Below are 13,430 nucleotides of genomic sequence, written 5' to 3'. Positions count from 1 at the left end.
GGTGTTTCTGCCGACTGTGCGGGTCTGTGCCGATCGTACGGGTGTGCCGATCGTGCGGGAGTGGCTTACAGGCCGCTGTAGGCGTGCAGACCCTTGAAGAACAGGTTCACGATCGAGAAGTTGAACATCACCGCGGCGAAGCCGACCAGCGACAGCCACGACGACCGGGCGCCGCGCCAGCCACGAGTGGCCCGGGCGTGGATGTAGCCGGCATAGATGACCCAGATGATGAAGGTCCAGACCTCTTTCGTGTCCCAGCCCCAGTAGCGACCCCACGCCTTCTCGGCCCAGACAGCGCCGGCGATGAGGGTGAAGGTCCAGAGCACGAAGCCGACGAGGGCGATGCGGTAGGCCAGGTCTTCGAGGCGCTCGGCCCCGGGGAGGGTGTCGAACAGCTTGATGCCGGCGTTCTTCGAGGCCTCGCGACGCTCCTGGATGATCTGCGCCGCAGAGAGCCCACCGGCGATGGCGAAGAACGCCGTGCCGAGACATGCGACGAACACGTGGATGACGAGCCAGTACGACTGCAGGGCCGGCACGAGCGGGCTGACCGTCACGTAGAAGTTGACGACCGCGACGCCCAGCAGGATCAGGTTGAGGCCCATCACGTAGGCGCCCAGGTAGCGAAGGTCGACGAAGAGGTTGACCAGCAGGAAGACACCGACGATGAGAGCGGTGCCGGTGAGGCCGAACTCGAACATGTTGGCCCACGGCACACGACCCGCGGCGAGACCGCGGAAGACCACGGAGGCGATGTGAACGGCGAGCCCGAGCACCATCATCGAGATGCCGATGCGCTCGAACTTTGACGAGCGGCGCGCCGTCTCGCCGGGCTCGGTGACATCGGTGCGCTCGAGGAGGAGGGTGCCCCCGGCGCTGCCGGTGGATCCTGCGCTCGCGCTAGCGCCGGCCAGTGCCGACTGACGCGACTGTGCCTTGAGTGCCGCCGTCGCGGCGATCTGCGCGTCGCCCGAGCGCTTGGCGAGGTCGAGCGCGAACGCGATGAACGCGATCACGTAGATCGCGATCGCCGAGTAGGCCGCGTAGAGGCACAGGGTCGAGAATTCTGCTGACGTCACGATGACACCTTACGTCGATCCGAGGCCGTCTTCGGGGTGAGTGCGGCCAGATGTTTCTTGGCGAGATCGTCGACTGCTCTCTCGAGAGTCGGGTCTTCTCCGCGGGCGAGACCCGCGTATTCGATTCGGAGCCCGTCGTCACCCTGCACGGCCTTGACCCAGACGCGCCGACGCGGCACGAACAGCCCGGTCAGCAGGCCGAGGACGATGAGTATCGCGAAGACGAGCACGTAGATCTGCGTGGGGTCGTGGTGGATGTCGAGAGACACGAACCGCTTGACGTCGTTGAACTGCACCGAGCCGAGGCCGTTCGGGAGCTTGACCGTCTGGCCGGGCTCGAGGGTGAGCGGTTTCTCGACTGCATTGCTGCCCGTCGCGGCAATCGGCTTGAGCCCGACCGTGTCGAGTTCGTAGACCGAGCGCGGAACCCCGTCGTCAAGGCCGAGGTCGCCCGCATAGACGCTGAGCGTGAGCTTGGGGTTGATGTCGTCCGGGTAGTTCGAGGCCAGTGCCCCACTCGAGAGCTTGGTGGCGCTCGGGTAGAAGAACCCGATCATTCCGAGCTGAGTCGGTTTGGCGTCCGGCACTTTGATGACACCGAGCGAGGTCAGGTTGGAATCCTGCGGAAGGAACGGGATCGTGTCTTTCAGGGCGATATTGCCCTCGCCATCGCGCACCGTCACGTCGACCGCATAGCCGTTGCCGAGCAGGTAGACGTTCGATCCGCCGATAGAGAGGGGGTCATTCACCTTGATCGTCGTCTTCTTGCTCGCCTGGCCGGGCTGCGAGGTCGTGACGTAGGTCGTGTAGTCGGTAGGCGTACCGATGGCGTCGATGATCTTGTCTTCGTACTTGACGGTGAACTTGTCGATCGCGATGTTGAACGGCTTGAGCTGGGAGTCGGAGAAGAAGCGGCCCGGGTTGAACGAGTCGTACGAGCCCAGCACGTTCGAGAACGTCTGCCCCTCAACGACCACACGTTGACCGGTGTAGCCGAAGCCGCCGCCGATACCGACCGTGACGAGCACTCCGAGCAAAGCCGTGTGGAAGACCAGGTTTCCGGTCTCACGCAGGTAACCGCGCTCGGCGCTGACCGAGTCGCCGTAGACGCGGGTGCGGTAGCCGGCGCGGCGAAGGTGCTGGCGGGCCGTGGCGACGGCGATCTCGGCTGAGACGGGTGCCGCGTCGCCGGTGACAGTCGGAGCCTGGTGCGTCTGGAATCCTGCCAGGCGCGACAACCGCGCCGGAGTCTTCGGAGGCGCGGAGCGGAGCGCCTCGAGGTGGTGCTTCACGCGCGGGATGATGCAGCCGACGAGCGAGATGAACAGCAGCAGGTAAACGGCCGAGAACCACGGCGTCGTGAACGTCGAGAACAGCCCGAGCTTGTCGAGGATCGGGTACAGCTGCGGATGGTCGGTCTTGTACTGAACGACGCCGTTGGGGTCGGACGATGTCTGCGGCACCAGCGAACCCGGCACGGCCGCCAGGGCGAGCAGCATGAGCAGGAGCAGCGCCGTGCGCATGCTCGTGAGCTGTCGCCAGAAGAAGCGGAGGTAGCCGACGAACCCGAGCTTCGGCTGCGTGATGCCGGAGTCGGAGTCGACCTGCTCGACGGAGTCGATGTGGTCGCTCGGCCGGAGCGGGTCGGCCCGCTCGTCGGTGCGGTCGGAGATGCCGTCGACCTGAGGCTCCGTGGGCTCGACCGGCCCGTTCGAATTAGACGACCGTGCCATAGCTGGAGATCACCACCCCGAGGCGCGACATGAGGTCACTCCAGACCCCGGCGACCATGAGAACTCCGATGACCACGAGAAGGGTGCCTCCCACAAGGTTGACGGCACGAACGTGCCTTTTGACGAATGCGATCGTGCGCGTCATCCAGCCGAGGCCGAGCGCGACGAAAAGGAACGGGAGCCCGAGGCCCAGGCAGTAGAAGAGCCCCAGCAGGAACCCTTGCCCGGCCGACCCGGAATTGAGCGACAGGGCCGTGATGGCCGTGAGCGTCGGGCCGAGGCAGGGGCTCCAGCCGAGGCCGAAGACGACACCGAGCAACGGCGCGCCCGCCAGGCCCACCTTCGGGCTGATCTGGAGCTTCGCGGTGCGCTGGAAGAACGGGAAATTGCCGATGAAGACGAGCCCCATGAGGATCACGACGACACCGAGGATCCGGGTGATCACGTTTCGCCACTCGAGAAACCAGAATCCGAGCACACCCGCCGCGGTATTGAACGCCACGAACACCAGCGTAAAACCCAGCACGAAGAGGACGACCCCGAGCACGAGACGGCCACGGTCTTTTCGGCGACCCGTGGGATCCTGCGCTCCGCTCTGCAGACCCCCGATGTAGCCGAGGTAACCAGGCACGAGCGGGAGCACGCACGGCGACACGAACGAGATGATGCCCGCGAGTACGGCCACGGGAAGCGCCACCAGCAGCTGGCCGCTCGTGACCGCCTCGAAGAAGGGGTTGCCCTGATACACCTAGTTCTTCTCTGCGAGCGTGTCGCTGATCAGGGTGTTCAAGACGCCCTTGTCGGCCTCGCCGAGGATGCTCGACGCGACACGCCCCTTCTTGTCGAGGACGATCGTCGTGGGAGTGGCGTTGGCGCTGCCCCGGGCTCCGGCCAGCGCGAGCTGCACCGTGGCGTTGCCCGAGTCGACGACGGACGGGTAGGTCATCTTGAAGGATCGGGCGAAGGCGCGAGCGGTGTCTTTCTCGTCGCGCACGTTGACGCCGATGAACTGCACGCCCCGATCGGCGTACTTCTTGCTGAGCGACTCGAGGTCGGGGGCCTCGACCCGGCACGGCGGGCACGACGCGTACCAGAAGTTGAGCACGACCACCTTGCCCTCGTAGGTCGAGCGCGAGATCGAGGCGTCTTCGTCGGTCGTGGCAGTGAACTCGACGGGCTGCTTGCGGTCGGCGGGCTCGATCTCGGTGATCGTGCCGTCGCCCGAGATGTAGTTCTTGTTCGACCCGCTCTGGTACTGCGAGAGCAGGTTGCTCGAGGAGCAGCCGGTCAGGCCCAGGGCGAGAGCAGCAGCCACCACGGAGAGACGGACGAGGGTCGAGGGGCGTTTCGGAATCACACGGCTCCAGAATCGAGGGCGGAAGTCTGCAGGGCGGCGGCCGGCTCGCGGTAGCCCACCTCGACGAACGCGTCGTCGCGGTGCTCGAGCGTCGTGATGCTCGACAAGGTGCACCGGCGATGGCGAGGGTCGTGGAAGAGTCTCTGGCCGGCAAGGCTTCGGTGGACCATCCAGATGGGCAGCTGGTGGCTGACGAGAACGACGTCGCCGGAGTCGACACAGCGCCAGGCCGTGTCGACGGCCGCCAGCATGCGAGCGGCGATGCTCACATAGGCCTCGCCCCAGCTGGGCTTGAGCGGATTCGCGATCCAGGGCCACTCGCTCGGACGTGTGAGGGCCTTCGTGAAGCCGCCCGACCGCCCCTCGAATTTGTTCGTCGGCTCGATGAGGCGCTCGTCGGTCTGGATCTCACGGTCGAAGAGCCGAGCCCACGGTGCCGCTGACTCTTGCGTGCGCTGCAGGGGGCTGGCGATGATCGCCGCGACCGGGGCGCCCTCCGCCTTCAGCGCCTCGGCACTGGTCTCGGCCATTCGATGACCGAGCTCGGAGAGCCCGAACCCCTCGATACGCCCGTAGAGGACGCCGTCGGGGTTGAACACCTCGCCATGACGGACGAGGTGGATCTGGTTCGCGGGCACGGCATCCAGTGTAGATTGCGTGACTCGTCACACCTCCCACCAGGGTTTTCCACAGGGAGGACCTTGCTCGGCGTCGAGAGAGTCAGCCCTACCGTAAACTCAGGGCTCGTGACTGAACGCACCCTTATCAAAGACCTTGCTGCCTCCTCCGACGGGCCCGTGTCGGTGTCCGGATGGGTCGAGACGGTCCGCGATCAGAAGAAGGTGCAGTTCGTCGTCCTCCGCGATGAGTCCGGCGCCGTTCAGCTGGTGTCGCCCCGCTCGTTCGACGACGAGGGCGCGGCCATCGCCACCGCCGTCTCGGAGACCATCTCCTCGCTCTCGCAGGGCACCTTCCTCACGGCCACGGGCGAGCTGAAGCACGACGAGCGCGTCAAGCTCGGCGGGGTCGAGGTCAAGCTCGACGGTCTCGATGTGGCCGCCCTCGCGATCCCCGAGACCCCGATCGCCGACGACTCGGGCATCGACAAGCGCATGGACTGGCGCTTTCTCGACCTTCGCGTGCCGAAGAACGCCCTGATCTTCAAGATCCAGACAACCTTCCTCCACGCGCTCCGCACCTACTGGGTCGAGCACGACTTCGTCGAGGTGCAGACCCCGAAGCTCATGGCCTCGGCGAGCGAGTCGAAGGCCGAGCTGTTCCGCGTCGAGTACTTCGAGGGCAGCGCGTTCCTCTCGCAGAGCCCCCAGTTCTTCAAGCAGATGGCGCAGTCGGCCGGTTTCGGCAAAATCTTCGAGGTCGGGCCCGCGTTCCGCGCCGACCCGTCGTTCACCAGCCGCCACGCGACCGAGTTCACCTCCATCGACACCGAGGTCAGCTGGATCGAGTCGCACGAAGACGTCATAAAGCTGCACGAAGAGCTCATGGTGGCTGGCTTCCAGGCTGTCGCCGACAAGCACGGCGCCGCGATCAAAGAGCTGTTCGACATCGACCTGGTCGTGCCGACCGTGCCGTTCCCGCGCATCCCGCTGGCCGAGGCCAAAGAAATCGTGGCCTCCCGCGGCTACGAGGTGCCCCGCGCCGACGACGACATGGACCCCGAGGGCGAACGTCAGATCGCGGCCTACGTGAAAGAGACGTACGGGCACGAGTTCGTCTTCCTCACCGACTACGCCTCGAGCATCCGGCCGTTCTATCACATGCGGCACGAGGGCGATGCGTCGCTCACCAACAGCTACGACCTCATCTTCAACGGCACCGAGATCTCGACGGGAGCCCAGCGCGAGCACCGCATCGACGTGCTCGAAGAGCAGGCACGCTCCAAGGGCCTCGAGCCCGAAGAGCTGTCGGGCTACCTCGACTTCTTCCGCTATGGCGTGCCCTCGCACGGTGGCTTCGGCATGGGCCTCGCGCGCGTGCTCATGCTGATGCTGCACCTGCCGAACCTGCGAGAGACGACGTTCCTGTTCCGCGGGCCGACGCGGCTCGAGCCGTAGGTCGCTCGCTGCTCGTTCGCTGGCGGCTCGTTCGCTGGCGGCTCGCTCGCTGGCGGCTCGCTCGCTGGCGGCTCGTTCGCTGGCGGCTCGTTCGCTGGCGGCTCGCTCGCCGAGAGTGCACGAAATGCCCTTCCGCTTCGGCGCGGAGGGCGTTTTGCGTGCTCTCGGTTGGCGTGCCGCGGCGCGCGCGGCGGCGCAGGGCCGCGAGATGGCCGGATCTCCGCGAATACGGCCCGCGGCCGGTAGTTCAGGCCACCTCGCTCGCGGGTCGCGCCGAGTTGAACCGGCGCCGAGATCGCAGAGGAGGTCGCCTGCACCCGACGCCAAGTGCGATCTCGGAACGGGGCTGGCGGCCTCAGCGGCCGGCGCCGCTCAGTACTCGTAGTCGATCGCGGCCCGACCCGACACGAGGGAGCGCACGAGCGCGGCGACCTCGAGGTGGTCGGGGTGGTTCTGGTACTCGTCGAGCCCCTCGAAGTCGTCGAAATCGGCGACGACGGCGAGGTCGCCGTTCTTGTCGGGATAGGCGCCGTTGAGCCCGACGGTCAGCGACCGGATCGACCCGATGCGACCGACGAGACCGGTGAGCGCCGAGGTGATGCGCGCGATCGCTTCGGCCTTCTCCGTCTCGTCGGTTGCGGCGATGCTCCAGATGACGATGTGCTTGACACTCATGAATCGGCCTTTCCGTTCGCCGGAGACGAAGACGAGGGTGCGGCGGCACGAAGAGCGGTACGGAGCCGCTCGCGGTCGACCCGCCAGATGGTGTGGACGCGGCCGTCGATCAGCACGACCGGAATTTCTTCGGCGTACTCCTCGGCCAATGACGGATCGTCGAGGATCGACAGTTCGTCGTAGTCGCGGGCCCCACGGAACTCGACCTCGTCGAGAACGGCCTCGAGGGCCTGCCGGGCGTCATCGCAGAGATGACAGCCGGGCTTCGTGAGCAGAGTGACGTGGGGAACGGGCACTCCCCCAGCGTACCGCCGAGCCCGGCACGTGCCCCGAGCACCGAGTGCCGAGCCCGGCACGTGCCCCGAGTGCCGAGCCCGAGCCAGAGCCCGAGCGCCGTGCCCGGATCACCGAGTGCCGCCAACTGCACGCTCGAGCCCGGCACCGGCGGCATTAGGCGGCACTCGGCAAGGGGCTCGTGGCCGATGCGACCACGGGGCGGAGAGGGCACGCACCCGAGCCCGGCACGCAAAACGGCCGCCACCCGAGGGTGACGACCGAATAGCGAAGCTCTAAGACGTGCTCAGCGCTCTACTTCTTGTTGCGACGCTGGTGACGAGTCTTACGAAGCAGTTTGCGGTGCTTCTTCTTCGCCATGCGCTTGCGGCGTTTCTTGATAACAGAACCCATAGGGGACCTCACAGATTTCTTGAAACGGGACCTTTGGGATTCAAAGACCGTGCAGTACCGGGCCCCATTTGCAAGAACCGCGGAAAAATACTTCGCGTCAGTCTACTCGTCAGGCCAGCGAAAAACGAACCGAGCCGTCGGAGCGAGCAGACAGCCGATCAGCCGACGTCGCGAATGCCACCGCGAAGCACGGCAGCGACAGCCGTCTCGGGCACTCGGAACGAGCGACCGAAGCGAATGGCGGGCAGCTCGCCGGAATGGACCATCCGATAGACGGTCATTTTCGACACGCGCATCATGTCGGCCACTTCGGCCACCGTGAGAAAACGCACGTCCGTCAGGTCGTCCGACATGTTCCTGCCTAAGGTTTCGGGCCGACTGCCCCGGAGAGGCTCGCTCCCGGCGGGAGCGATCGGCGACTCGGGGCCGCCTGAGTGTTTCTCGTGTGCCCCGTGGCTACCTTAGAGGCGCATGTGACTCGCTGTCCAGCCGCAGCTCCACCCCTATTCGCGGTGCCCGAGACGCTTCTTGGCGGGGTCGAGGATCCGGCTCCGCGCCCCGGCGACAGCGCGCCCCAGGGTCGCACCTACGTCACCCACATCCGGGAGGTTCTGGGCAGCCCGACGGAGGGGCGCCGGCACGCCGACCACGCCCGAGCGCAACGGCACGACCGCGGCGAAGTCGACCTCGGGCAGGAACGGCGCGAGCCAGGCGTCGACCCGTTCGAGCGGCCTGCTGTCGAGGCTGTAGTAGCGGTGCTGACCGTCTTCGCGCACGTGCACGAGGCCGGCGAGGCGGAGCACGCGCAAATGCTTCGACACGGTGGGCTGGCTGAGGCCGAGCGCGACGACGAGCTCGCCGACGCTGTGCTCGACAGCGGGGCCGGGTTCGGTCGCGGGGCCGGGTTGCCCCGCGGCGCCGGGGAGGGGGCGGAGCGCAGGATCCTTCGGGTCGCCTCGCAGAGAAAGCTCACGAAGAGGGTCTGCCGCCAGTGGCTCCCCTCGGAGAACGCGGAGCAGCTCACGACGAGTCGGGTCGGCGATCACAGCGAAGATGTCGGCCATGCTGCTCAGGCTATCGATGCCGGGCCGGGAGTACCATGACGGTTTTCGGGTGAATTCGGCGGGGTGGGAGGCCAGGTGGCGACAGCACCGCCGTCGACGAATCCGGAGTCGACGCAGCCCGCCGGAGGCGCGTTCTCGCGAGGTTCGGCCAAGGCTCTCCGCCCGTCGCGCACCCCCTGGGAGGCGTTCCGCGAGGGCGTCGACGACGTCAGCCGAAAGTCGCCCGCTCGGTTCGCGATCCTCATCTTCACCACGCTCATCCTGTTGTTCACGGCGATCTTCATGCTGCCGATCACCTCGACGTCGGGTGAGGTGACGCCGATCGCCGACTCGCTCTTCACCGCGGTGTCGGTCATCTGCGTCACCGGACTGGCCACGGTCGACATGGCGACGCACTGGTCGCCCTTTGGGCACGTCGTGATCTTCGTCGGCGTGCAGATCGGTGCGATCGGCGTGCTGACGGTGGCCTCGATCCTCGGCCTCGTCGTCTCGCGTCGACTCGGGCTCCGCTCGAAGCTTCTCGCGGCGAGCGACTCGAATCCCCTCCGCGGTCACGCGGGCCCGGTGCCCGAGGGGCAGGCGGTTCGGCTCGGCGAAGTCGGCGGGCTGCTCACCACGGTCGCCATCAGCGCTCTCGCGATCGAGTTCGTGATCGGCCTGCTGCTCATTCCGCGCATGCTGGTCGACGGGATCCCGGTCGGTACGGCGGTACTCGACAGCTTCTACTACGCGGCGATGGCGTTCACAAACACCGGATTCGTGCCAAACGAGGCAGGCCTGTCGGCTTTCCAAGACGACTTCTACTTTCTCGGGCTGCTCATGGTGGCCGTCTTCCTCGGCAGCATCGGGTTTCCTGTCATCTACGCGATCACCCGCAACCCGCTGCATCCGAGGCGCTGGTCGCTGCACGTCAAGCTGACGCTCGTCACCACGCTGATCCTGCTCGTGCTCGGCACGATCGTCTACATCGTGCTCGAGTTCGACAACCCGCTGACGTTCGGAAGCAAAGACGCCGGCACGACGATCTTCCAATCGCTGTTCTTGAGCACGATGACGAGGTCGGGCGGGTTCTCGACCATTGACATCTCCGACCTGCACGACTCGAGCCTGATCGTCACCGACATGCTCATGTTCATCGGCGGCGGCTCCGCCTCGACGGCCGGCGGACTCAAGGTGACGACGCTCGCCGTGCTGTTCCTCGCCGCAGTCGCCGAGGCTCGCGGCAACCGGAGCATCGAGGTCTTCGGGCGCAGGATCCCCTCCGACGTCCTCCGGCTCTCCGTCAGCGTGGCGCTCTGGGGTGCCACCATCGTCGCCGTCGCGACCGTCGTGATCCTGCAGATCACCAAGGCGAGCCTCTCCGAAGTGCTCTTCGAGGTGATCTCGGCGTTCGCGACCTGCGGACTCTCGGTCGGTCTCACCGACAACCTGCCGGACGCCGCCAAGTACGTGCTCGCGGTCACGATGTGGATGGGACGCGTTGGTACAGTGACGCTCGCCGTCGCCCTGGCCAACAGTCAGCGTCGACAGCTCTTCACCCGCCCCGAAGAAAGGCCCATCGTTGGTTGAGCGGATCTCGCACGACGCACCCGTCCTCGTGATCGGACTCGGACGCTTCGGCGCCGCGACCGCGGGCCAGTTGGAGCGCCAGGATCGCGACGTGCTGGTCGTCGACACGAGCATCTCGCTCGTGCAGAAGTGGGCTGACCGGGTCACGCACGCGGTGCAGGCGGACGCCCGCGACATCGACGCCCTGCGTCAGATCGGTGCGACCGACTTCTCGATCGCGGTGGTGGGCGTCGGCTCGTCGATCGAAGCGAGCGTGCTGATCACGGCGAACCTCGTCGATCTCGGTATCCCGCAGATCTGGGCGAAGGCCATCTCGACCTCACACGGCAAGATCCTGACCCGCATCGGGGCCACCCACGTCATCTACCCGGAGGCGGAGGCCGGCGAGCGCGTCGCGCACCTCGTCTCGGGCCGCATGCTCGACTACATCGAGTTCGACGACGAGTTCGCGATCGTCAAGATGTACCCGCCGAAATCGGTGCGCGGGCAGACCCTGGGTTCGTGCAAGGTGCTGCCGAAGTTCGGCGTGACCATCATCGGGGTCAAGGGCCCCGGCGGTGCCTTCATGGAGGCGCGCCCCGACACGGTGGTCGGCGATCACGACCTCATCATCGTCAGCGGCACCGAGTCCGATCTCGAGCGGTTCAGCGCGCTCGAGAGTTAAGGTGAGCGGGGCTCCGCGGATCCTTCGCCCCACTGATTCGCCGACTTGATGTCAGGTGGCGGTCGCGCGGTTATTCGGCCGCGATCTCTTTCGCGCGGGCAAGCGCCGCCGCCGTCGCCCGGTCGAAGAGGTCTTTCAGGCCCGCCGACTGGAGTACCTCGACGGCCTTCTCGGTCGTGCCGTTCGGGCTGGTGACGCGGCGGCGGAGCTCCTCGGGCGGCGTGACGTCGTGAGCGAGCAACTCGGACGCCCCACGGAAGGTGCCCTGCACCATCACCGATGCCTGATGGTCGGTGAAGCCGAGGTCGACAGCTGCGCGGGTCAGTTCTTCGATGAGGTAGAAGACGTAGGCCGGCCCTGATCCCGAGATCGTCGACAGGGCGTCGATCTTGTCTTCGGGGATGGTGACGACCTCGCCGACACAGGCGAAGAGGCTTCGAGCGAGCGCGACGTCGGCGTCGCTCGACCGGCTGCCGCCCGCGAGGCCGGTCACGCCCATTCCGACGACCGCGGGAGTGTTGGGCATCGAGCGGAGCACGACGACGTGGTCGGGCAGGACGGCCTCCATCGCGGCGATCGTGATGCCGGCGGCGAGGCTCACGACGATCGTGCCCCGCTCGAGCACCGGCGCCATCTCGCGCAGCAGGTCGAGCACCATGTAGGGCTTCACGCCGATGAGAACGAGCTTCGCCCCGGTCACCGCCGACGCGTTGGCCGACGGATCGGTCTCGGTCGCGAGCGACAGCACTCCCCCGTGTCGAAGCGGCGCCGCCTTCGCCTCCGTGCGGTTGGTGACGCGGAGCCCGCCCTCGACGGTCACCTCCGGCCGCACGAGCCCGGCGAGGATCGCGCCGCCCATCGAACCGGCTCCGAGAATCGCTGTGGCGGGGAGGGTCGTCGTCATGCGACCCATCCTAGGATTGGCGAGACCGACAGGGGCGACAGCGGCCCGGGGCGCACAAGGAACGAGACAGCCATGGCGAGCGAATCAGGATCCGCGACCACCGAATCCGGGGCCGGCCACGGTGGCGGCCACGGCACGAAGGCGATCTTCGCCGCGCTCGGCGCCAACCTCGGCATCGCCGTCGTCAAGCTGATCGCCTGGGCCTTCTCCGGATCGGCCTCGATGCTCGCCGAGGGCATCCACTCGATCGCCGACTCCGCCAACCAGCTCCTCCTCCTGCTGGGCGGACGCCGCTCGAAGCGCGCCGCCGACGAGGAGCACCCCTTCGGCTACGGCCGCGAGCGCTACGTCTACGCCTTCGTCGTGTCGATCATCCTGTTCTCGGTCGGCGGTGTCTTCTCGCTCTACGAAGGCATCGAGAAGCTGCAGCACCCGCACGAGCTCGAGAACGTGTGGCTGCCGCTGGTCGTGCTCGGCATCGCGATCCTCCTCGAGAGCTTCTCGCTGCGCACAGCCCTTCGTGAGGCCCGCCCGCACAAGGGCAACCAGGGCTGGTTCCAGTTCATCCGTCGGGCCAAGGCTCCCGAGCTTCCGGTTCTCCTTCTCGAAGACACCGCAGCCCTCACCGGTCTCATCTTCGCTGCGCTCGGCGTCAGCCTGACGGCGGCGACCGGCAACAGCCTGTTCGACGCCCTCGGCACCGTGCTCATCGGCGCGCTGCTCATCCTCGTGGCGATCATCCTCGGCATCGAGACGAAGAGCCTGCTCGTCGGCGAGGGAGCGTCGGCGACCGACGTCGCATCGATCCGTTCGGCAATCACGACCGGCCCCGAGGTCGAGACGATCATCCACATGAAGACCCTCTACCTCGGACCGGACGAGCTGCTCGTCGGCGTGAAGGTCGCCCTCGGCGGGCGAATGCTGCTCTCTGATGTGGCGGCAGCGATCAATGCGATCGAGACCAGGATCCGCGCCGCCGTCCCGGTGGCCCGCGTCATCTACATCGAGCCCGACGTGTGGGCCGAGCCCAACGCCGTCGCTCCGCCGACCGACGCGATCGTCATCCGCGCCGCCGACTGAGCTCGTCGGGTCGCGGGCAACACCACCTTTCGGGGCGAACACCGCGCATCGACGGTGTTGCGACCGAAAAGCGGTGTCTCGGAGCAGGTCAGCGACGGGTCGCGAAGAAGTCGAGCAGTAGAGCGGCGCATTCGTGCTCGCGCGCACCCGCGTAGACCTCGGAGCGGAACGGCAGCCGCCGGTCTCGGAGCACGTCGTAGAGGCTGCCCGCGGCACCGGCCTTGTCGTCCCACGCCCCGAAGACCACGCGCGGCACGCGCGCGGCAAGGATCGCCCCGGCGCACATCGGGCACGGCTCCAGGGTCACCACGAGGGTGCACCCGGTGAGGTGCCAGTCGCCGGTGACGGCTGAGGCGGCACGAAGGGCGATGACCTCGGCGTGGGCCGTCGGATCCTGCAGTTTTTCTCGCTCGTTGTGACCGCGACCGATGACTTGCCCCTCGGCATCGACGACGATCGCGCCCACCGGCACGTCGCCTGACTCGGCACAGAGAGCGGCTTCGTCGAGGGCTCCGGCCATCCAGGCGTCGAACTGCTCGGGAA

The 13,430-nt window shown here is 66.9% G+C and carries 16 protein-coding genes; 4 read left to right on the top strand and 12 right to left on the bottom strand.

Going from position 1 to position 13,430, the window contains the following annotated elements:
• Positions 1 to 65: 65 nt before the first annotated feature.
• Genes ccsB through EDF39_RS07560 form a run of 5 tightly spaced genes read right to left on the bottom strand, consistent with a single transcriptional unit; the run spans position 66 to position 4,807 of the window.
• Positions 66 to 1,079 (bottom strand): c-type cytochrome biogenesis protein CcsB, encoded by a 1,014-nt coding sequence (gene ccsB / locus EDF39_RS07580; RefSeq protein WP_370275163.1) that lies wholly within the window; start codon positions 1,077 to 1,079, stop codon positions 66 to 68.
• Positions 1,076 to 2,812 (bottom strand): cytochrome c biogenesis protein ResB, encoded by a 1,737-nt coding sequence (locus EDF39_RS07575; RefSeq protein ID WP_123941830.1) that lies wholly within the window; start codon positions 2,810 to 2,812, stop codon positions 1,076 to 1,078. The genes ccsB and EDF39_RS07575 overlap by 4 nt, the downstream gene beginning before the upstream one ends.
• The gene (locus EDF39_RS07570) at positions 2,796 to 3,560 is read right to left on the bottom strand and encodes a cytochrome c biogenesis CcdA family protein (RefSeq protein WP_055959687.1); all 765 of its coding nucleotides are present in this window, start codon (positions 3,558 to 3,560) and stop codon (positions 2,796 to 2,798) included. The genes EDF39_RS07575 and EDF39_RS07570 overlap by 17 nt, the downstream gene beginning before the upstream one ends.
• Complete coding sequence (locus tag EDF39_RS07565) at positions 3,561 to 4,169, bottom strand: TlpA disulfide reductase family protein (protein ID WP_123941828.1); 609 nt, start codon at positions 4,167 to 4,169, stop codon at positions 3,561 to 3,563.
• The gene (locus EDF39_RS07560; protein WP_123941826.1) at positions 4,166 to 4,807 is read right to left on the bottom strand and encodes a histidine phosphatase family protein; all 642 of its coding nucleotides are present in this window, start codon (positions 4,805 to 4,807) and stop codon (positions 4,166 to 4,168) included. The genes EDF39_RS07565 and EDF39_RS07560 overlap by 4 nt, the downstream gene beginning before the upstream one ends.
• Before the next feature lie 108 nt (positions 4,808 to 4,915).
• Between EDF39_RS07560 and aspS the strand changes: the two genes are divergently transcribed.
• Positions 4,916 to 6,244, top strand: coding sequence for an aspartate--tRNA(Asn) ligase (gene aspS / locus EDF39_RS07555; RefSeq protein WP_123941824.1), 1,329 nt, complete (start codon positions 4,916 to 4,918; stop codon positions 6,242 to 6,244).
• 372 nt (positions 6,245 to 6,616) lie between these two features.
• Here the strand turns inward: aspS and EDF39_RS07550 are convergent, their stop codons facing one another.
• The 5 genes from EDF39_RS07550 to EDF39_RS07530 all read right to left on the bottom strand — a co-directional run bounded on the left by EDF39_RS07550 (position 6,617) and on the right by EDF39_RS07530 (position 8,670).
• A complete protein-coding gene (locus EDF39_RS07550) occupies positions 6,617 to 6,919 on the bottom strand; it encodes a Dabb family protein (RefSeq protein ID WP_055959692.1) in 303 nt (100 codons plus the stop codon).
• Positions 6,916 to 7,215, bottom strand: coding sequence for a glutaredoxin family protein (locus EDF39_RS07545; protein ID WP_123941822.1), 300 nt, complete (start codon positions 7,213 to 7,215; stop codon positions 6,916 to 6,918). The genes EDF39_RS07550 and EDF39_RS07545 overlap by 4 nt, the downstream gene beginning before the upstream one ends.
• Positions 7,216 to 7,507: 292 nt before the next feature.
• Positions 7,508 to 7,606: a 30S ribosomal protein bS22 gene (locus EDF39_RS07540; RefSeq protein WP_003792170.1), complete on the bottom strand. Its 99-nt coding sequence runs from the start codon at positions 7,604 to 7,606 to the stop codon at positions 7,508 to 7,510.
• Between the two features lie 158 nt (positions 7,607 to 7,764).
• Complete coding sequence (locus tag EDF39_RS07535) at positions 7,765 to 7,959, bottom strand: helix-turn-helix domain-containing protein (RefSeq protein ID WP_055959696.1); 195 nt, start codon at positions 7,957 to 7,959, stop codon at positions 7,765 to 7,767.
• Positions 7,960 to 8,109: 150 nt separating this feature from the next.
• Positions 8,110 to 8,670: a helix-turn-helix transcriptional regulator gene (locus tag EDF39_RS07530; RefSeq protein ID WP_123941820.1), complete on the bottom strand. Its 561-nt coding sequence runs from the start codon at positions 8,668 to 8,670 to the stop codon at positions 8,110 to 8,112.
• 75 nt (positions 8,671 to 8,745) lie between these two features.
• Between EDF39_RS07530 and EDF39_RS07525 the strand changes: the two genes are divergently transcribed.
• Positions 8,746 to 10,239: a TrkH family potassium uptake protein gene (locus tag EDF39_RS07525; protein WP_123941818.1), complete on the top strand. Its 1,494-nt coding sequence runs from the start codon at positions 8,746 to 8,748 to the stop codon at positions 10,237 to 10,239.
• Entirely contained in the window at positions 10,232 to 10,903 is a 672-nt protein-coding gene (locus EDF39_RS07520) for a TrkA family potassium uptake protein (protein ID WP_123941816.1), read from the top strand. The genes EDF39_RS07525 and EDF39_RS07520 overlap by 8 nt, the downstream gene beginning before the upstream one ends.
• Before the next feature lie 70 nt (positions 10,904 to 10,973).
• On the opposite strand, the gene proC is transcribed toward EDF39_RS07520, so the two are convergent.
• A complete protein-coding gene (proC, locus tag EDF39_RS07515) occupies positions 10,974 to 11,807 on the bottom strand; it encodes a pyrroline-5-carboxylate reductase (protein ID WP_123941814.1) in 834 nt (277 codons plus the stop codon).
• Positions 11,808 to 11,879: 72 nt separating this feature from the next.
• Here proC and EDF39_RS07510 point away from each other — a divergent pair, with 72 nt between their 5' ends.
• Entirely contained in the window at positions 11,880 to 12,887 is a 1,008-nt protein-coding gene (locus tag EDF39_RS07510) for a cation diffusion facilitator family transporter (RefSeq protein ID WP_123941811.1), read from the top strand.
• 88 nt (positions 12,888 to 12,975) lie between these two features.
• Here EDF39_RS07510 and EDF39_RS07505 read toward each other — a convergent pair whose 3' ends face one another.
• Complete coding sequence (locus EDF39_RS07505) at positions 12,976 to 13,407, bottom strand: nucleoside deaminase (protein WP_123942364.1); 432 nt, start codon at positions 13,405 to 13,407, stop codon at positions 12,976 to 12,978.
• Between the last annotated feature and the right edge of the window lie 23 nt (positions 13,408 to 13,430).

The organism is Frondihabitans sp. PhB161, from assembly GCF_003814635.1.
Classification (GTDB): Bacteria; Actinomycetota; Actinomycetes; order Actinomycetales; family Microbacteriaceae; genus Frondihabitans.
This window is presented reverse-complemented; position numbering and strand designations above follow the sequence as displayed.